Annotated in this window: 19 protein-coding genes; 6 read left to right on the forward strand and 13 right to left on the reverse strand. The window is 37.0% G+C overall.

The window, feature by feature from the left end; translation table 11 throughout:
- Positions 1–2 precede the first annotated feature (2 nt).
- The 6 genes from DK858_RS12185 to DK858_RS12210 form a co-directional block, all read right to left on the reverse strand.
- Complete coding sequence (locus DK858_RS12185; RefSeq protein ID WP_109397639.1) at positions 3–476, reverse strand: threonine/serine exporter; 474 nt, start codon at positions 474–476, stop codon at positions 3–5.
- The gene (locus DK858_RS12190) at positions 467–1,270 is read right to left on the reverse strand and encodes a threonine/serine exporter family protein (RefSeq protein ID WP_109397640.1); all 804 of its coding nucleotides are present in this window, start codon (positions 1,268–1,270) and stop codon (positions 467–469) included. The genes DK858_RS12185 and DK858_RS12190 overlap by 10 nt, the downstream gene beginning before the upstream one ends.
- A 384-nt stretch (positions 1,271–1,654) precedes the next feature.
- Positions 1,655–2,092 carry a universal stress protein gene (locus DK858_RS12195; protein ID WP_109397641.1) on the reverse strand — a complete coding sequence of 146 codons (438 nt, stop codon included), beginning with the start codon at positions 2,090–2,092 and terminating at the stop codon, positions 1,655–1,657.
- 66 nt (positions 2,093–2,158) lie between these two features.
- Complete coding sequence (locus DK858_RS12200; protein WP_072064066.1) at positions 2,159–2,497, reverse strand: hypothetical protein; 339 nt, start codon at positions 2,495–2,497, stop codon at positions 2,159–2,161.
- Between the two features lie 119 nt (positions 2,498–2,616).
- Entirely contained in the window at positions 2,617–3,045 is a 429-nt protein-coding gene (locus tag DK858_RS12205; RefSeq protein ID WP_036912874.1) for a universal stress protein, read from the reverse strand.
- Between the two features lie 142 nt (positions 3,046–3,187).
- Positions 3,188–4,072, reverse strand: a complete 885-nt coding sequence (locus tag DK858_RS12210) for an NAD(P)H-hydrate dehydratase (RefSeq protein WP_109397642.1) — start codon at positions 4,070–4,072, stop codon at positions 3,188–3,190.
- 261 nt (positions 4,073–4,333) lie between these two features.
- On the opposite strand from DK858_RS12210, the gene DK858_RS12215 reads away from it, so the two are divergent.
- The 4 genes from DK858_RS12215 to DK858_RS12230 all read left to right on the forward strand — a co-directional run bounded on the left by DK858_RS12215 (position 4,334) and on the right by DK858_RS12230 (position 7,709).
- Positions 4,334–4,555, forward strand: a complete 222-nt coding sequence (locus DK858_RS12215) for a DUF2594 family protein (protein WP_006536484.1) — start codon at positions 4,334–4,336, stop codon at positions 4,553–4,555.
- A gap of 737 nt (positions 4,556–5,292) precedes the next feature.
- The gene (locus DK858_RS12220; protein ID WP_109397643.1) at positions 5,293–5,655 is read left to right on the forward strand and encodes a hypothetical protein; all 363 of its coding nucleotides are present in this window, start codon (positions 5,293–5,295) and stop codon (positions 5,653–5,655) included.
- Positions 5,656–6,061: 406 nt separating this feature from the next.
- Positions 6,062–7,039 carry a porphobilinogen synthase gene (gene hemB / locus DK858_RS12225; RefSeq protein ID WP_036912871.1) on the forward strand — a complete coding sequence of 326 codons (978 nt, stop codon included), beginning with the start codon at positions 6,062–6,064 and terminating at the stop codon, positions 7,037–7,039.
- A 205-nt stretch (positions 7,040–7,244) separates the two neighbouring features.
- Positions 7,245–7,709, forward strand: coding sequence for an HIT family protein (locus tag DK858_RS12230; protein WP_036912868.1), 465 nt, complete (start codon positions 7,245–7,247; stop codon positions 7,707–7,709).
- A 145-nt stretch (positions 7,710–7,854) separates the two neighbouring features.
- On the opposite strand, the gene DK858_RS12235 is transcribed toward DK858_RS12230, so the two are convergent.
- The 5 genes from DK858_RS12235 to betI all read right to left on the reverse strand — a co-directional run bounded on the left by DK858_RS12235 (position 7,855) and on the right by betI (position 14,557).
- Complete coding sequence (locus DK858_RS12235) at positions 7,855–9,132, reverse strand: cytosine deaminase (RefSeq protein WP_109397644.1); 1,278 nt, start codon at positions 9,130–9,132, stop codon at positions 7,855–7,857.
- On the reverse strand, positions 9,122–10,372 hold the full coding sequence (codB, locus tag DK858_RS12240) for a cytosine permease (RefSeq protein WP_109397645.1): 1,251 nt from the start codon (positions 10,370–10,372) through the stop codon (positions 9,122–9,124). The genes DK858_RS12235 and codB overlap by 11 nt, the downstream gene beginning before the upstream one ends.
- A 373-nt stretch (positions 10,373–10,745) precedes the next feature.
- Positions 10,746–12,416: a choline dehydrogenase gene (gene betA, locus DK858_RS12245; RefSeq protein ID WP_109397646.1), complete on the reverse strand. Its 1,671-nt coding sequence runs from the start codon at positions 12,414–12,416 to the stop codon at positions 10,746–10,748.
- 39 nt (positions 12,417–12,455) lie between these two features.
- The gene (betB, locus tag DK858_RS12250; protein WP_109397647.1) at positions 12,456–13,931 is read right to left on the reverse strand and encodes a betaine-aldehyde dehydrogenase; all 1,476 of its coding nucleotides are present in this window, start codon (positions 13,929–13,931) and stop codon (positions 12,456–12,458) included.
- 35 nt (positions 13,932–13,966) lie between these two features.
- The gene (gene betI, locus DK858_RS12255) at positions 13,967–14,557 is read right to left on the reverse strand and encodes a transcriptional regulator BetI (RefSeq protein WP_109397648.1); all 591 of its coding nucleotides are present in this window, start codon (positions 14,555–14,557) and stop codon (positions 13,967–13,969) included.
- Between the two features lie 208 nt (positions 14,558–14,765).
- Between betI and DK858_RS12260 the strand changes: the two genes are divergently transcribed.
- Together DK858_RS12260 and DK858_RS12265 are read left to right on the forward strand one after the other, a co-directional pair.
- Entirely contained in the window at positions 14,766–16,802 is a 2,037-nt protein-coding gene (locus tag DK858_RS12260; RefSeq protein WP_109397649.1) for a choline transporter, read from the forward strand.
- 215 nt (positions 16,803–17,017) lie between these two features.
- Entirely contained in the window at positions 17,018–18,175 is a 1,158-nt protein-coding gene (locus tag DK858_RS12265) for a pyridoxal phosphate-dependent aminotransferase (protein WP_109397650.1), read from the forward strand.
- Positions 18,176–18,238: 63 nt separating this feature from the next.
- Here DK858_RS12265 and DK858_RS12270 read toward each other — a convergent pair whose 3' ends face one another.
- Together DK858_RS12270 and DK858_RS12275 are read right to left on the reverse strand one after the other, a co-directional pair.
- Positions 18,239–18,796 (reverse strand): fimbrial protein, encoded by a 558-nt coding sequence (locus DK858_RS12270; RefSeq protein ID WP_109397651.1) that lies wholly within the window; start codon positions 18,794–18,796, stop codon positions 18,239–18,241.
- A gap of 19 nt (positions 18,797–18,815) precedes the next feature.
- Positions 18,816–19,811, reverse strand: coding sequence for a fimbrial protein (locus tag DK858_RS12275; protein ID WP_109397652.1), 996 nt, complete (start codon positions 19,809–19,811; stop codon positions 18,816–18,818).
- Positions 19,812–19,828: the final 17 nt, after the last annotated feature.

A 19,828-nucleotide genomic window follows, 5' to 3' on the forward strand; every position in this document is an offset into this window, starting at 1 on the left:
CATTATACACTCGGACGCTTGCGATATAACCATAATCCCGGCAAAGATAGCCCGATAGAAAGCGCACCGACAATAAATGAAGCTTTAAGGAAATTCGTAACTAAAGCTTCAAAAATTTCTGCGCTATAACCAATTTGCGTTAACTTCACCACCGAGATCATCGCTATATATGCATTTATTCCGGGAAACATCGGAATAATAGCTGCAACAGTAAAGACTTTAGGATGTGCAAGCCACCAGCGTGACCACTGGATACCAATGCATCCCACTAAAATAGCAGCACAAAAACTTGCCCACTCAATATTCATACCACTCATTACTAATAGAGTACGAGAGCCATGGCCTATTGCTCCCAATAGTGCGCAATATTTTAATGCTCTTATAGGCACATTAAACACCATCGCAAAACCCACAGCAGGAATAGCTGCTAAAATCATATCTTCAATCAAGGTAAGAATTATCGTTATTATGCCCAATCTCTTAATCCCCATACTGCCATGGCTAAAATAACCCCTAAACAGGTTGCCAATGTTAACATTGTTGCCATTGCCCAACGCGCTAAACCAGTATTAACGTGCCCTTTAAACATATCAGCAACAGCATTAATTAAAGGAAATCCGGGAACTAATAATAAGACGCTAGCAGCCATTGAAATAGTCGCCGTAGCTTGAAAATAAGAGAGTTTTAATAATAGACCTGAGACTGAAGTCGCCACAAATGCCGTAATACAGAAATTAATTAATGGATTCATTTGGCGATGTGTTAATACTTGGCGGACAAACATACCAAAGCCACCACCAATAGTCGAAACTAAAAAGCCATCCCAATTACCACCATTTAGTTTAGAGAAACAACCACACGATAAGGCAACCATAAAAATAATCGCCCAACGTGGATAACGTAATGGTTTTATATGCTCAAATCGTTTTCTTGCTTCATGAATATCTGCAAGATGATGTTCAACCAAAATAACAATATGCTGAACTTCTGTCACAACATGCATATTAATGCCACGGTCGGCTATCTTTCGTGTTGATGTTTGACAATGCCCGTTAACAATCGTGGTTAATACAACCGCATTAGCAGAAATTGCACTTTCGACTTGATGTACACCTAAAGCTAAACCTAGGCGAGTAGAAAGCTGTTCAACCAGCATACTTTCTGCACCATGTTGCAATAGCAACAACGCAGTTTGAATACATAACTTGGTAATTTCACGCTGTTTATCTTGTGAAATGGCAGTGCACTCTGCCATTATCTCATTATCCATACTATGCCTTAGTTTTAATCAAAACGAGCTATTACTACTATAAAATTTATCGTATAGCTCGCTCCTCGTTCTATCATCTTTCAATTCTATTATGAACAAATAAAATATTTTAGGCAGTAAGCAGATCAATTTTATAGATGGATGGATATAAATATTGACATAAGAAGCACGGTATCATGATAAATTACGCTCTCTTATTTTTAGCTTGCTCAATCAAATGGCTATCACTGGTTTAATAAAAAACACGCATACAAGTGCTTTATAAACTAATTTAAGCAATTACATTCACAAATCAATTTAAAATGACAAGGCTTGAACCAAAAAATAAAAACCCCTAAATAGAGATCTAGGGGTTGCATACTATTTTCTAATTTTATACAAATGTTAGCGAACGACTAACACGGATTGCTTAGCATAAGCGACAATACCTGATGCATTTGATCCCAATAGGTGTGTTGAAATACTTGGGCGACGAGAGCCTATTACAATCAAATCAGCATGAATTTTTTCAGCAAGCTCTAAAACCTTATCTCTAGCAGAACCAAATACAGCTGAAAATTCAACTTGTTCATTTGGCAAATCAATACTATCAGCTAATTCTTGCAGTTGTTCTTGTACACGCTCAAGTGCTTTATTTGCAAAAGAACTGAGCATGTCATAATGGTAACTATAACTAATAGAGAAACGTGAAATATCAGGAATAGCATGGAAAAGATGCAGTTTCGCACCTTCTAATTTGGCAATATAAACAGCGTGTTGTAAGGCTTTAGTCGTTAACTCATCTTCTGAAATATCAACAGGTACTAGAATTGTCTTGTACATAGCAACTCCTCATTATCAGATTATTGTCTGTTTATTATTGTAGCGTTAAACCCAAAGCTTGCTTATTTAATCTTCCTCAAGATGCCATTTATGCAATTGTCGATGAATAAAAGGTGTCACTACAAGCCCAATTGATAAAATAAAAACACACTGAAGAAATAAACCATAGATTGCAATAAAAAAGCGTCCTGTTGGGGTTGCAGGTGCTGGCTCTACAGGTTGACCACTTAACATAGAGATTGCATTTAATGAAGATTCCATAAAGGTATGTCCTTCAATTAAATAAAATCCTAATACGCCTGGTAATAATCCTAAAAAAAAGAAAATAGAGCCTATTACATAATAGCGTAAGATGCGTAGAATAAAATGATCGAGCCTTAAAAGTTCTTCGGTAAATTTTTCCATTCTTATCCACTTTCTAGACTGTTTATTCAATAAACTGCTGATTAAATAAATAAGATAAGCTACGCAGAAAAAACTAAAAAATATGCTATGAGGGATGCTCATAGCATATTAGTAATATATTAACGAACAACTAACACTGAAATTTCAGCATAGCGAACAACGCCCGCAGCTGTAGAGCCTAATAAATGAGTGCTAATATTAGGTCTACGTGAGCCAATCACAATTAAGTCTGCTTGAATATCTTTTGCTGTGACTAGAATTTCATCTCGAGGTGAGCCAAAAGTAACCGTATAAGCGACCTTTTCAGCAGGCAAATCTACCGAATCTACCAACATTTGCATATCATTTTCTGCTTTTACTGTTGCTTTATCTTTAATTTCTGGATAACCCAATGAATAAGCATTAATGATTGCTGAAGAGATAGGAAGAACATGAATTAAATGTAAATTAGCTCCTGTTTCTTTTGCTAAATACACAGCATGTCGTACCGCTTTACTGGTTAACTCTTCTTCCACAATATCAATAGGCACTAAAATCGTTTTATACATAATAACTCCTCTCAACTCTCCATTTGCCTTAATCCTATCGCAATAACCCAAAGATTACTGTGAGTGAATTAACTAAAAACAACCTAATCTTAATATAAACCTACTTTAATTATTAATATGTTAAGCTAAAAAATAAAAGTGATTATTCAAAATAGTTTGCATTATGTTGCTGTGTTAACGACCATATTTGATTGCGAATATTGCGGATCGTATCAATCAATTCTGATGCAGTTAACCCTATTGGACCAATACCTTTTTTAACTAAGATATCCGCCGACATTCCATGTATCCAAACTGCACTTCTTACCGCATCAGACATTGTCATTCCTTGTGCTAAAAAACTGCCCATCACGCCTGTTAGCACATCACCACTCCCTGCTGTTGATAATCCACTATTACCGGTTGTATTAATTGTGATTTCACCTTTCGGAGAAGTCACGACGGTATTTTGACCTTTAATAATTGCCCAACAATGATAAATCTTCGCAATTTCTTTTGCCGCTTCTTCTCTATTGTTTTGAATATCATTGGGGGTGCAATTAAGCAAAATAGAGGCTTCTTTAGGATGTGGCGTTAATACACAGTGCTGATTAAGTGAGAGTTTTGATTTAAATTTAGCCATTAACACTAATGCATCTGCATCAAACACATAGGGTCTATTTTCATTACGTTGTGCTAAAGCTATTGATAAGATCTTTTCAGAATTTGCAGATAATCCCAATCCACAACCAATCGCCCAAGCAGAAATGTCTTGCTGATTTATCAATTCTTGTGCTGTTTTAAGCATAAGCTCTGGTGCACTATCAATAAAAGGGATAGGAAGTTGTGGCTGAGCAAAACCGAGAAATACTTTTCCACACCCTGCTTTTAATGCACTTTTACCTGCCAACACAATAGCACCACTCATTCCTTCTGCACTACCTACAATACCTAATGTGCCAAATGTCCCTTTATGTGTATCGCCTGATTTGCGCTGATAAAGTGCGGGATAATGAGTGATTGCCTGTAATAATTGTTCTTCATTCATATTATTCCCCTCCTTTTTTCTGCATTTTTTCTTATTTCTTGCAATGATTGCTTTGCCACATTCTGTTTGTATTAACGTTCAAAGTATAGCGTGATTTCAACAAATAAATGGGTTCGCTGGCTATTTTGCCTCTTTATCATGCTAACTATTTCAATATGATAAAATGCTTTCATTATCACTATTCATACCTTGCTGAGACTTTGCTATTCTAATGATCTCGCTTGATATGATTTATAAATTGAAGACAAAGGAACGTAAATAATGAACGAGAAGTTTAAAACACAAGCAGATGTGGAAACATTAGCAGAAGAAGTGGCTTGCTTAAAAACACTAGTCACCTATATGTTAAAAGCATTAGGTCAAGCAGATGCTGGACGTGTTATTTTAAATATTGAACGTGCAATTGCAGAAGTTGATGACGAAAAACAAGCAGAGACATTCCGTAATACGATTAGCCAAATTAAAACAGCCTATCGTCAATAATACGCTTATTTCCTAATTGAGTATTTGCACATATTTTTATTCTGTTTTCTAAACTTTTTGTGCTGCACAAATAAACAAAAATGGTTTTAAAATTTCCTATATACTCAATCTCGAAATAAACCATTCTTTATTCATTTAGCTACCCCTCTATCCCTATAGAGGGGATTTTTTTCTCTTTTATCCCTTTCAATTTGTCTATTCAAATTATTTTCATACTATCAAAATGATAATGAATTTTTTCGTTTTTTTATCTAATCACTTCTATCAAAATTTCTTTTGTTTAATATTCTTAATGTTATTTAGATTAAATAGTAGAATTAGAAGCTTTGTTATTATTACCTATTCAAACATAGATTAATCTATTAAATACAATACATTAAAATTATGTTAATGCTCCGTGATGATCACTTACCTCTTGTTTGTTCTAATTTTTATATTTAAAACGTACATTTAGTTACTCTTAATACAAATAAAAACTAGTCGTATAAAATGTAAATAAAGATAAATCCTAATATTATTATATTTTGTGTTATTTTATTTATTGTGAATTGTAAAATTTTATTAAGTCAAAATTTGCTAGCTTATTGTCCCTAAACACAATTATAGTAAAAATAGCTAAAATCAATAGGATTAAAAATATTAACTATTTATATTTTTACACTTATTCTGATTTATCGTCACTACTGTTTATATGTTACACTTAATGAGTACGTACTAAAAATAAACATGAGGCTAAAATGAAACCACTTCTCTTATCTCTGCTATTATTACCTGCTGTTGCTTTTGCAAATCCAACAAAAATGGCTGATGATTACTGCGATACCTTTAAAGATATCTCAATTAAAGCTTATGATACAAAAGAACCAGCAGAGAAAATTGCTAAAGATGCAATGGCCTCTCTGAATGCAAAGAAATTTGATTTTGCAAAACTGGAAGCAACTGAAGCGCAATTCACAGAAGGTGCTATTGAGGTTGTTAATTCTTTACGTGAAGCTAAATCTGAAATTGGCTCTCGGGCAGAATTCCAAGACGGGTTAACTCAAATTGTTGCTGCTTGTAAAATTCAAATGGTCGCGGCATTAGAAGAGCCAAAAAAATAATCTTCTCATTAAAAAATGAGTAGCAATCAATTTAAAGAGTAGAAATTATCCTGCTCTTTTTTATTTCGCCTTCTTTATCACTTATTCGTTTTCCCTTTTCTTTTGCTTTTTTCTCTTTCTCTATAAATGACTTTCTATACCGTGACTGCTCCCCGCCCTGTCGGGCGAGGCTTCCCACTTCTTAGACCGCAACCGTCTGTCTAAATAATTCAAGATATAGCGAGTCAACAAATGAACGAATCGCTAGGGGCATACATAATTATGTGACGAGTGTGAGTGAATACAATCAACAACGCTTCAGCTTGAAGTATAACGAGTATCAATTATGCAGTATCTATCTATCGATATTAAGGTTTATAATACCTCGGTAAATACTTGTTAGTACTGGCCATAAAAAGGAGATATTGTGAGCAACGAACAATCCATCCAGCGTTTAAGAAGACTACGCCAGTCCGAAAACCTGCGTGCGCTCTTTCAAGAAACAACACTAACTAAAAATGATCTCGCTCTCCCTATATTTGTAGAAGAAGGGCTTGATGATTACCAACCGATAAAAAGCATGCCAGGTGTCGTTCGTATTCCTGAAAAACGTCTTGCTTATGAAATTGAACGCATTGCAAAAGCAGGCATCAAAACTGTCATGACTTTTGGGGTATCGCATCATCTTGATGAAACCGGAAGTGATGCTTGGAAAAGTGATGGCTTAGTTTCTCGCATGTCTCGTATTTGCAAAGATGCAGTACCAGAAATGATTGTCATGTCTGATACCTGTTTTTGTGAATACACATCACATGGTCACTGTGGTGTTTTACATGGTGAACATGTTGATAATGACGAAACCATCCATAATTTAGGTCTCCAAGCTGTTGCAGCTGCACAAGCTGGTGCTGATTTTATCGCGCCATCAGCTGCAATGGACGGTCAAGTCGCTGCTATTCGTGCCGCACTTGATAAAGCAGGGTTTAGCGATACAGGAATTGTTTCTTATTCGACTAAATTTGCCTCCGCCTTATATGGCCCTTTCCGTGATGCAGCAGGCTCTCGCTTAATTGGTGATCGTAAAACTTATCAAATGAATCCAATGAACCGCCGTGAAGCGATCCGTGAATCATTAATTGATGAGCAAGAAGGCGCTGATATGCTGATGGTAAAACCAGCGGGCGCTTATTTAGATATTATTCGCGATGTGCGTGAACGTACTTTATTGCCTTTAGCCGCTTATCAAATCAGCGGTGAATATGCGCAAATTAAATTTGCAGCATTAGCGGGTGCAATTGATGAAGATCGTGTGGTAATGGAAACTTTAGGTTCAATTAAACGTGCTGGGGCAGATTTGATCCTGTCATATTTTGCGCTTGATTTAGCGGAAAGAAACCTACTGTAATTCACCAACTATTACAAACCCTTAGTAAGTTAAGTGACTCGCTAAGGGTTTTCTTTTGTAATATTCTCTTTCTTCTGCCTTGATTCTTATCATTTTGATTCTCTTGTCATTATTTAGTTTAATTTTGAAATAAATTACACATAGGGCTATCTTTTCAACATTAATTTTGCTGAGATATCAGCTCATTTTTGGCTATGAGGTTACTATGGATAATTGTATTTTCTGTCAAATCGTTGCTGGAAAGGCACCTTGCCATAAAATTTGGGAAGACGAACACCACCTTGCATTTCTGTCTATATTTCCAAATACCAAAGGCTTTACTGTTGTTATTCCTAAAAAACACTATCCAAGTTACGCTTTTGATCTTAGTGATGAAGCCTTAGCTTTATTAGTGATTGCCACAAAAAAAGTGGCGAAAATCTTAGATAAAACATTCCCTGATGTTTCCCGTTCAGGCATGTTTTTTGAAGGATTTGGGGTTGATCATGTTCATAGTAAACTGAGTCCAATGCACGGCACTGGTGATATGACAAAATGGGCGCCCATTGAAAACAAACAGAAAATTTTCTTTGATACATATCCGGGTTATCTTTCATCTCACGATTTTGAACGAGCCAGTGATGAAGAGCTTGCACAATTAGCGGCACTGATCAGAAAAAACAACCAATAGTAAAAATCTAATCGGCTCTTCTTATATCTCATTTTCAGATATAAAAAACACCCCAAAGTTGGTGTCCAACTTTTGGGGTGCAGTTCAAAATAACGAATAAGCCATTAGTAAACTTATTCGCTACGCCAAAATAAAACTTATCAGATTATTTATAATTAACCAGTGTTGGTTTATCTAACATAATTTCTGTTTTTGCGGGTTCTGTTTGTGCAATGACTTTACCTTGACGAACGGAATAACGTACCGGTACTTGGCGACGTAAAGCATCAAAACCATTATCTGCGGGTAGAATAATAAAGTTTGCACTGTTTCCTACTTCAACACCATAATCCGTTAAAGCGAGTGTTTTAGCACTGTTGTGGCTAATTAACTGTAATCCGTTATCAATTTGGCCATACCCCATTAATTGGCACACATGCAACCCCATATGTAAAACTTGGAGCATATTTGCTGTACCTAGTGGATACCAAGGATCAAAAACGTCATCATGACCAAAGCAGACATTAATATTACTTTCTAGCATCTCTTTTACGCGAGTAATACCACGACGCTTTGGATAGGTATCAAAACGTCCCTGCAAGTGAATATTAACTAAAGGATTCGCCACGAAGTTAATACCAGACATTCTTAATAAGCGGAATAAACGTGAAGTATAAGCCCCATTATAAGAATGCATTGCGGTTGTATGACTTGCAGTTACCCTTGAGCCCATATTTTCTTTATGTGCTAAAGCAGCAACAGTTTCAACAAAACGAGATTGCTCATCATCAATTTCATCACAATGAACATCAATTAAACGATCATATTTTTGTGCTAATGCAAAGGTTTTATGCAGTGATTCAACACCATATTCACGCGTAAATTCAAAGTGTGGAATAGCACCGACAACATCAGCACCTAATTTTAATGCTTCTTCTAATAAAGCTTCACCATTAGGGTATGACAAAATGCCTTCTTGTGGAAAAGCAACGATTTGTAAATCAACCCAAGGTTTAATTTCTTCTTTTACTTCCAGCATTGCTTTTAATGCTGTCAGCGATGCATCCGAAACATCAACATGTGTTCTAACATGTTGAATACCGTTAGCTATTTGCCATTGAAGTGTTTGCCATGCACGTTGTTTAACATCGTCATGCGTTAACAACGCTTTTCTTTCAGCCCAACGCTCAATACCTTCAAATAATGTTCCTGATTGATTCCAATTCGGCTGTCCTGCTGTTTGTGTTGTATCTAAATGAATATGAGGTTCAACAAAAGGAGCGTGAACTAATCCACCTTGCGCATCTAATGCTTCTGGATGAAAATTATTTTCAGGTTGTGGCTCTATCGTTTCAATTTTGTTGTTTTTAAGCGTAATGCGCCATAAACCTTCTTTACCAACGAGACGAGCATGATTAATTTGTTCGATATTCTTACCCAGCATGACTTATCTCCGCTTGTCGAGCTGCACGACGATTTAATATTGGATTTAACACCGCGTAGCTAATTGCACCACCTAATACCGCATTAACAGGTACGATACCCGGTAACCAGTGCCCTGCCATAATACCAATTGCAACTGCCAGCAACGCAATCCAGTTAACTGATTGCATCTTATCAACAGTGAAAGAGTTATAACGCGCTTTATTCATCAGATAATCTGCAATAATAACCCCGCCGACAGGTGGAATTGCTGCAGATAAAAAGGTTAACCAACCTACAAAGTTATTATAGAGCCATAATGCACACAGTGTACCGACAATGCCATTTATCACGGAAAGTTTCTTACTTGATAAGCCCGTAATATTGGCAAAACCTAATCCAGAGGCGTATAACGCGTTATCATTGGTTGTCCAAATATTTAAGCCAAGTACAACAATCGCCGGAAGTAATAATCCTTGCGCAATCATCACATCTGAAATATCTGCCATCCCCAGAGAAGCCGCACCTGCAGCACCAAAGACAAACATCAATGTATTACCTAAGAAGAAAGCAATAATTGCGACAATCACTGCAACTTTAGGGTTTCGTCCAAAGCGGACAAAGTCAGCCGTGAGCGTTCCCGCACTGATAAACGAACCAACAACCATCGCCAACGCTAAATTGAAATCTAATGGCTGAGCAGGTTTAACAGCCATTAATGTTGAAAGCCCACCCATATCATGTATGGCAAGATAAACAGAGTAACTTCCAAGGATAGCGATAGCAGGAACAGCTACGATAGAGAGAACGGTGAGAGCGGATATGCCGAAGAATACAGTGATGGTCATTAAAATGCCGGAAATGGCGATAAGGAGATTAATATCAATACCTGTGGCTTTTCCTACTGGAATAGCAAACATTGCCACACCCACACCAAACCAACCAACCTGAGTACCACCGAGTAAAAATGAGGGAAGCCAAGAACCTTTAATACCGAAAGAGTAACGCGCGAGGAGATGAGTAGTAAGACCTGTTTTTGAACCAATAAAACCAAGAAATGCGGTGTAGATACCAAGAAGAAGATTACCAATTAGAACTGCGAGGAAGAAATCATTAAAGGAAAGACCAGTACCAAGAGCGCCGCCAGTCCACATACTGGCTGAAAAAAACGTTAATCCCAACATCACAAAGGTTAACGCCAATCCACCCTTTCTTGCGGATATGGGCACCGGGCCCTGACTATAATTGTTGTCCTGAGACACTTTAACCCCCTATTAATTTCACCAGGCCAAAAAAATCTGACGAATTCTATCTGTATAAAAATATTATGCAAACGTTTTCGTTGTCTGTTTATTATAATTAATGGAATGCTTCAATTATGGAGAGTTGATATTCGTCACAAAAATGGCAGAACAATCGTTGTTTTACTTGAAGTTATCTCGTTATTTCGGATACGACTTATAAAGTAATTTTATTTAGAAATATTTATGATAGAAATTAATCATGTTTCCTCTCTCGCAAACCTCAATTTACATAAATATTTCTTATTTAAATTGAAAGCGATAAAAAGGAATTATTGATAAAAGTACAAAAGAGGAACTTTCATCCCTCTTTTGCATATTGTAAATAATTCGCTTAATTTCGTCTTCTCACCGGAGTATTATCTGCAACATAGTATTTAGCCTGACTTTTTGGTAAAGGTTTAATCCCTCTCACCTTATCCGCTATCTTTTCTGCGATCATAATGGTCGTTGCATTCAAATTGCCCGTGATGATTAAAGGCATAATCGACGCATCAATAACTCTTACGTTTTCGATACCATGCACTCGCCCTTCGCTATCAACAACAGCCATTTCATCTGTGCCCATTTTACAAGTACCACAAGGATGAAATGCGGTTTCTGCTCGTTCTCTAACAAAGGTATCAAGCTCTTCATCACTTTGGATATGTTTACCCGGACTAATTTCTTCACCACGGTAAGCATCTAATGCCGGTTGTGCCATAATTTCTCGTGTGATCCGAATTGCGGCTCGAAACTCTTCCCAATCTTGTTCTGTTGACATGTAATTAAACAAAATACTGGGATGTTGATGAGGATCTGTAGATGTTAATTTTACACGTCCTCTACTTGGGGAACGCATTGAACCTACATGCGCTTGGAAACCATGAACCTCTACTGCATTGGTTCCATTATAATTAATGGCAACGGGCAGAAAATGGAACTGAATATTAGGCCACGCAAACTTTTCACTAGAGCGAATAAAACCGCCCGCTTCAAATTGATTACTTGCCCCGATCCCTGTTCCTTGGAATAGCCATTGCGCACCAATTTTAGGCTGGTTATACCATTTTAAAGCAGGATAAAGTGAAACGGGTTGTTTACATTCATACTGCAAATACATTTCTAAATGATCTTGAAGATTTTCCCCAACACCAGGTAATACATGTACGGGGGAGATATTAAATTCATTTAATACTGCCTCAGGTCCGACCCCAGAACGTTGTAATATTTGAGGCGAAGCAATTGCACCCGCGCAAAGTAATATTTCTCGCTTGGCTTTCGCATGGTGAGGTGTGGTATTTTCTCCCGAAAAATAGCGAACCCCAATGGCTTTTTTACCTTCAAATTCAATAACATCTGTTGTAGCATGTGTCTCTATCGTTAAGTTTTTGCGTGCTTTAGCTTGATCAAGATAGCCTCTTGCTGTGCTTGCTCGGCGGCCTTTAGGTGTGACGGTTCTATCCATCGGACCAAAACCTTCTTGCTGATAGCCGTTAAGATCGGCGGTTTGGGGATATCCTGCTTGTACACCAGCCTCAACCATCGCATGAAATAGAATATTATTGCCTTGTTTTGGTGTTGTGACACTCACAGGCCCTTTATCACCATGATAATCATTAGCACCAATATCACGCGTTTCCGCTTTACGAAAATAAGGCAAACAACTTAAGTAGTCCCACTCTTCAAGACCGGGTAATTTAGCCCAACCATCAAAATCCATAGCATTACCACGAATGTAACACATACCATTAATTAACGATGAACCACCCAGCCCTTTACCACGACCACACTCCATGCGTCGGTTATTCATATAAGGTTCAGGCTCAGTTTCATAAGCCCAGTTATATCGCCTACCTTGTAACGGATACGCTAATGCTGCTGGCATTTGTGTACGAAAATCGAACCTGTAGTCCGGACCTCCAGCTTCAAGGAGCAGCACAGTAACTTCAGGATCTTCTGTCAAGCGGGTTGCAAGAACGTTACCGGCTGAACCAGCACCGATAATAATGTAGTCATAGACCATTGTTATCTCCTCTGTTTCAGTCATTAAAAAAAGAATGGATTAAAAAACGGATGAAAACTCCCCAAGTTCGATTTGAATAGATTTTATTTGCGTATAATTCTGTAATGTGACAAGTCCGTTTTCACGCCCTACTCCAGAATGTTTATAACCCCCAACTGGCATTTCTGCTGGAGACTCACCCCATGTGTTAACCCAACAAATTCCAGCCTCTAATTGATGAATAACACGGTGAGCAGTTGTAAGATCGTTAGTAACAAGGCCTGCGGCTAAACCATATATGCTATTATTAGCACGTATAATCACTTCATCTTCGGTTTGGTAACTCAGAATACTCATCACTGGGCCAAATATTTCGTCTTGCGTAATTTTCATATCATCCGTGCAATCAGTGAAAACAGTCGGCTCAACATAAGCACCTTGCGCAAAATCACCGTCTAACAAGCGATGCCCCCCACAAAGTAATCTTGCTCCTTGTCTTTTTCCTAACTCAATATAATTTAAGACCTTTTCAAGATGAGAAAAGCTGACTAATGGCCCAAAATTAGTGTCCATTTCAAGAGGAGAACCGACTCGAATGCGGGAGACACGCTCAGTGATTTTGGCTTCAAATGCTTTTTTTAATTTTTCTGGTACAAATACACGCGTTCCATTAGTACATACTTGGCCTGAACTATAGAAATTAGCCATCATTGCAATATCCGCAGCGGTATCTAAATCGGCATCATCAAAAATAATTAAAGGTGACTTTCCACCGAGTTCCATTGTCACTTCTTTTAAACTCGATGCAGAGGCATTTGCCATCACTTTCTTGCCTGTTTCAATTCCACCAGTAAAAGAAACTTTAGCAATGTCAGGATGTTGCGTTAACCATTGCCCCACATTAGCTTTTCCTGTAACGACGTTAAAAACCCCTTTAGGTAATCCTGCCTCAGTGTATATTTCGGCCAATTTTAATGCCGTAAGTGAAGTCATTTCACTTGGTTTAAAGATCATGGCATTACCCGCAGCAAGTGCAGGCGCAGATTTCCATAATGCTATTTGAATGGGATAATTCCATGCACCAATACCAGCAACTACACCTAAAGGCTCACGGCGAGTATAAGCAAAAGCGGTTTCTCTAAGAGGGATTTGCGTTCCTTCAAGTGCGGGAATAAGACCTGCGTAGTACTCTAAAACATCAGCACCTGTCACAATATCGACATAACGTGTTTCAGAGAGTGGCTTACCTGTGTCTAAGGTTTCTAAATGAGCTAATTCATCATTACGTTCGCGTAAAATATCAACAGCACGTCTCAAAACTCGTGCTCGTTCCATCGCCGTCATCGCACACCAAATTTGTTGCCCTTGCTTTGCACTTTCGACTGCCCAATTGATATCTTCTTCACTTGCAGATTGTAAATGTGCAATCACATCGCCATTAGCTGGATTGATCGCATCAAATTGCTCACACTCCGGCTCTGCACAATCGACATATCCACCATGAATATAGAGTTTATGTAAGGGTGGGTTTGACATATTTTCTCCTTATTATTCGTATGTTAAGTCTTTATTTAACTCCGATTTTTCAGTTGCATATCGATATATTCATTCGTAATAGTTTTGGCTTCCTCCAAAGAGAAAGGCACATTGCTCAGTGCACTTCGTAGCCATAAACCATCAATTAATGCAGCTAAACCTTTTGCAGCCAAACGAGCTTGATCTTTGGTAAGAACACGCCCAAACTCGTAACTTAGGTTGGAATAAAGCCTTTTATCATTAACCTTTTGTAAACGATTCAAATTAGGCTGATGCATACTACTCGCCCAAAACGCTAGCCATGTTTTCATTGCAGCTTCACTGGTTTGAGTCGTATCAAAGTTACCTTCAACAATGGCTTGAATGCGTTGCTTTGGTGTTGCATCACTTAACATTCTTAAACGTATCGCTACTGCAAAACCGAGTTGGTACTGAATATGACGCATCGCTGCTTCCAGTAATCCATTTTTATCACGAAAGTAGTGGCTAATAATGCCGTTAGAAACACCGGCTTTTCGAGCTATCAATGCGATGCTCGCCTCTTGCATTCCAACCTCATTAATGACTGCTAACGTCGCTTGGATTAATTGCTGTTTACGTATCGACTGCATTCCTATCTTCGGCATGTTTTTAGACCTAAAAAATACATTGAACACAGTTATTAAACGTTTTTTTAATTGAACATTCAATCAATATTAACTATTGTTTATCACAATTAATTTACAATTTGATTTGGGAGGATATTGTGAAAAATTGAATCTTTGCAACTAATTCAATTAGTTAACAAAGAATGCAACTTTTAACTTTTAGATAAATAAATTTTTGGAATTTCTGATGACAACTCTTAACAGCACAAAAAAACCACAGAAAGATAAGCTAAACTCTGTCGTTTTTTTCGCTTCCGCAACGCTAATTTTAGCATTTTCTTTTTTCACTATTTTGATGACAGAAACAGCAAATACCTGGATTGTGGCAACACTAGGATGGGTATCAAAAACCTTTGGTTGGTACTATTTATTGGCGGCCACGTTATACATTGTTTTTGTTATTTTTGTTGCCACATCTCGTTTTGGAAATATCAAATTAGGGCCTGAACAATCGAAACCTGAATTTAGTGTTTTAAGTTGGTCTGCAATGTTATTTGCGGCCGGTATTGGGATTGATTTGATGTTTTTCTCTGTAGCAGAGCCGATTACACAATATATGTTACCGCCAACCGGCGAAGGTGAAACAATAGAAGCAGCCCGTCAGTCGATGGTGTGGACTTTATTCCACTATGGCCTGACGGGCTGGTCTATGTATGCGTTAATTGGTATTGCACTAGGCTATTTTAGCTATCGTTATAATTTACCTTTAACTATACGTTCTGCACTTTATCCTATTTTTGGAAATCGTATTTATGGTCCAATTGGTCATACTGTCGATATTGCTGCTGTTTTAGGAACTATTTTTGGTATTGCAACAACACTAGGAATTGGTGTTGTACAGCTTAATTATGGCTTAAAAGTTCTTTTTGACTTGCCCCAAGGATTAGGTGTTCAAGGCGGATTAATTCTGTTATCGGTTATTATGGCCGTTATTTCAGCAACATCAGGTGTTAACAAAGGGATCAGAATTTTATCGGAACTTAACGTATTGCTCGCACTAGGGCTTATTTTATTTATCTTATTTGCTGGTGATACTGAGTTTTTATTAAATGCATTGGTATTGAATGTCGGTGATTATACTAATCGCTTTTTGGGGATGACACTAAATAGCTTTGCATTTGATAAACCAACTGATTGGATGAATAGCTGGACACTCTTTTTCTGGGCTTGGTGGGTTGCATGGTCCCCTTTTGTTGGTCTATTTTTGGCTCGGATTTCAAGAGGACGAACAATCAGACAGTTTGTTATAGGTACATTGATTATTCCTTTTGTTTTTACACTACTATGGTTATCAATTTTTGGTAATAGTGCTTTATATGAAGTGATCCATGGCAATAAAGAATTAGCACAAACTGTATTAGAAGCCCCTGAAAAAGGGTTCTATTCACTATTAGAACTCTATCCTGGTTTCGGTTTAACGGCTTCTGTCGCCACCATTACAGGGCTATTATTTTATGTCACCTCTGCCGATTCTGGTTCATTAGTATTAGGTAATTTTACCTCTCAATTAAGTCATGTTAATAACGATGCACCTAACTGGCTTCGTATTTTCTGGTCTATTGCCATTGGGTTATTAACATTGGGTATGCTCATGGCTGATGGTATTTCTGCCTTACAAAACACGACTATAATAATGGGATTGCCCTTTAGTTTTGTTATTTTCTTTATAATGGCGGGACTTTATAAATCATTAAAAGTAGAAGATTTTCGACGTGTTAGTTCACTCAATACCAATGCCCCCGCGCCACTTTATGGCAATACGACTATGAATTGGAAACAACGTTTAGGGCGAGTTATGAACTTTCCGGGAACGACATATACACAACGTATGCTAGATTTAACTTGTATGCCAGCAATGCAAGATGTGGCTAAAGAACTTTTATTGCGCGGGGCTAAAGTTGAATTCAATTACTACCCAATTGAAGATAATGAACGCTTACATCATTTAGAACTTGTCGTCGATCTTGCGCAAGAGCAGAACTTTATTTATCAAATTTGGCCACAAAAATACTCAGTACCTGCATTTACCTATCGTGCTCGTCGAGGTAAATCAGATTATTACCGTTTAGAAACATATTTATGGGAAGGTACACAAGGTAATGATTTAATGGATTACACCAAAGAGCAAATTATTACAGATATTTTAGACCAATATGAAAAACACCTGAATTTTATTCATCTTAGTCGTGAAGCACCCGGCGCGACATTAACTTTTCCTGAATAAAAGCTATAAATAGCCATTAATATCTAAGGGAAATCTAATAAACGATTTCCCTTTTTTATTATATTGAACCGTGTTAGACAATGTTTTCCAAAGATCCACACTAAGAAAGATGAATATTTAATTATTTTTATTACATAAATATTTACTTTGGTTTTCTTTTTAGTAATCTATGTGAACTAATAAAACATAGAATAATTTACTTGGGAAAACATCACATGAATCGTCGGTCATTTTTAACATCATCCAGCCTAGTGATTGGGGGGCTTTCGTTAAGTTCCTTTGTTAGCTCTGCTTATGCCAATGAAGCACTGAAAAATAAATTGGCATTTAATGCAGAAAATCCGTTACTACTTAATTTCAATGAAAACTCATTAGGTATGTCGCCTAACGCCCAAAAAGCGATTATTGCTGCTTTACCCAATGCATTTAGATATCCAGATGATGCACGTAGCGAATTAATTAGTGAATTAGGCAAAGAGTTTAAACTTTCAGATAAACATATTACCTTGGGAAATGGCTCATCTGAGACAATTCAAGCAGCCGTTCAATTTGTGGCAAACAAAGCACAAAAAGAAGGTAAAGCAGTTCAACTTATTGTTCCTGATCCGACATTTAACTATGCCGAGCTTTATGCAGAACCCTTAGGTGTAAAAATCGTTAAAGTACCCGTTGATAAAACGCTAGCTTTCGATTTAGCAACTATGCAGAAAAAAGCACAAGAGTTTGATGGTATTAGTATGGTCTATTTGTGCAATCCAAATAACCCAACGGCGATGTTAACCCCTAGTGCAGAACTATCGAATTGGGTGAAATCAGCAAAAGAGAATGTCTTTTTTATTATTGATGAAGCTTATGCCGAGTTTGTTTCTACCCCTGCATTTGTCAGTGCAATTACCCTAGTGGCTGAGGGTTATAAAAACCTGATTGTGACTCGTACCTTCTCTAAAATTTATGCTTTAGCTGGGCTACGTGTCGGTTATGGTGTTGCTGTACCTGAGGTTATTGCGGATGTTGATGTGTTTGTTTCTATTGATAATACCAACACTGCAGGTGCAGTTGCCGCATTAGCCTCACTAAAAGATAAAGCTTATGTGGAATATAGTCGTAAATCGATTGATGTTTCACGTCAGATAGTCGTTGATACCTTAAAAGATCTCAATATTGAATACGCACCTTCTCATGCAAACTTTATATTCCATAAAGTTAAAGGCGATGTAAAAACCTATCAAAATAGAATGAAAGACGCGAATATTATGGTTGGCCGTGAATTTCCACCCGCTTTGGGCTGGAGCCGTTTAACTTTAGGTACACCCGAAGAGATGAGCTATTTTGTCGCAACATTAAAAGAATTTCGGGTTAAAGGTTGGATTTGATTTTATTCAAATTCACTCATAATAGTTTATGTATAAAGGGAACTAAAACGTTCCCTTTATAATTTAAAGATATTCTAAAGAAAATAAAACTTCGCCATTTGCACTGCCACTAACAACGGCTGCCCCTGTTGATGCATATTGCGCATAAAAATCAAGAGCAATATTATTGATTGTTCCTACTGGATAAATAACACTACTTTTACCTGGTAATACCTTATTTTTATTTTTATCTAAAATTGCGATCCCAACATTTTTTGCAGAGTCATTTTCTGACAATTTAAATAGTGTATTATCTTGATTATCAGTATCCCCTTTAAAGGTCACTTTCACTCCCGTCGTAAATACACTACAATCCGTTAAGTTAAGTGTAAACTTTATCGGTTCTGTTGTTTTGTTTTGCTGAAAATCTTTCGTTCCCCACACACCTAAATCTACAAATTTATTCATTGATTCAGGGCTTACTCTGCATGTATTTGCAACAATATTTGCTTTTATAACGATATTGGTATTTGCCAATTCAGCTTTTGCGTCTTGAACTCGAAATATTGAACACCCTATCAATAAAAATAGTATCCATAATAAAGAGCGCATTATTCTGTTACTATAAAATAACTCATTCATGATGTGAGCCTATATAAATTTAAGGAAAATCGACTCTTAAGAAACCACTAGATGTCACAGAACCTTCTGCTGGTGTTTTTCCATCAATACTGACAGGATACACATTAATAGTAACATTAGAGTCAGAATTTCCATTTAGTTTAAAAGGAATAAAACTAGATAAATCATTAGGGGTTAATTCCGCACCATTAGCGTTCGCAATAATAAATCCAACACTTTTATTATTAGAAACAATTGCATTGCCTCGTACAGAATCGGCTTGTAAACGCATTGTCAAATCTGCACTAGCCTCTATATTGTCACATTGAATATTTAAATTACGCGAAATTGTATTTACTCCTTCCGCTCTTTTCCCCGCTTCTTTAAAACTTGATGCAGGAATATTATCAAAATCAATATTTAATACTTGACCAGAATTAATCACACAAGATTGTGGTACAGATATCGAAAGATTTAAAAATAACTTAGTGATCACAGCTTGTTTTGTTGCGCAATTTTGTGGTTGGCAGAATCCAAATTCACCAACAAATATATTATTTACATAAGTACCTGAAATAATCGCTTTATCTATTTTTATTCGTGTCTGATATTTTCGTGTAGAAACGACCCCTTCTTCACCTTCAGTATAAGAACGAGGACCACAAGTAGAACTTAAAGTTGGTACATTATAAGGAACATAAATTGTTCTACAATTATTTGTCATCCTTAAAGCTACAGATATATAGTCATCTATTCTTGAATATACCCAATCATTATTACTGGTGTTAGCTGTAGGAATATTACCATTAGAATATGTTGCCCAGGTTTGTCCTTGACCTGCATTCCACCTTAATGTTGTTCTATTTGTTAAATTAATATCAGAAGCATCTTTAGTGACCCCTACTTTATTTTCATTCTTTGTTAACTGTCCGCTGAGTGTTGAAATTTCATTAGCATTACAACCACTGATACAGTTAACAGCAATAGCACTATTTGAAGCAATGGCCATTATCATAAATAATAATATTCTCATCATAAAAACCCATTAAGTTG

The organism is Proteus faecis (genome assembly GCF_003144395.1).
GTDB lineage: Bacteria > Pseudomonadota > Gammaproteobacteria > Enterobacterales > Enterobacteriaceae > Proteus > Proteus faecis.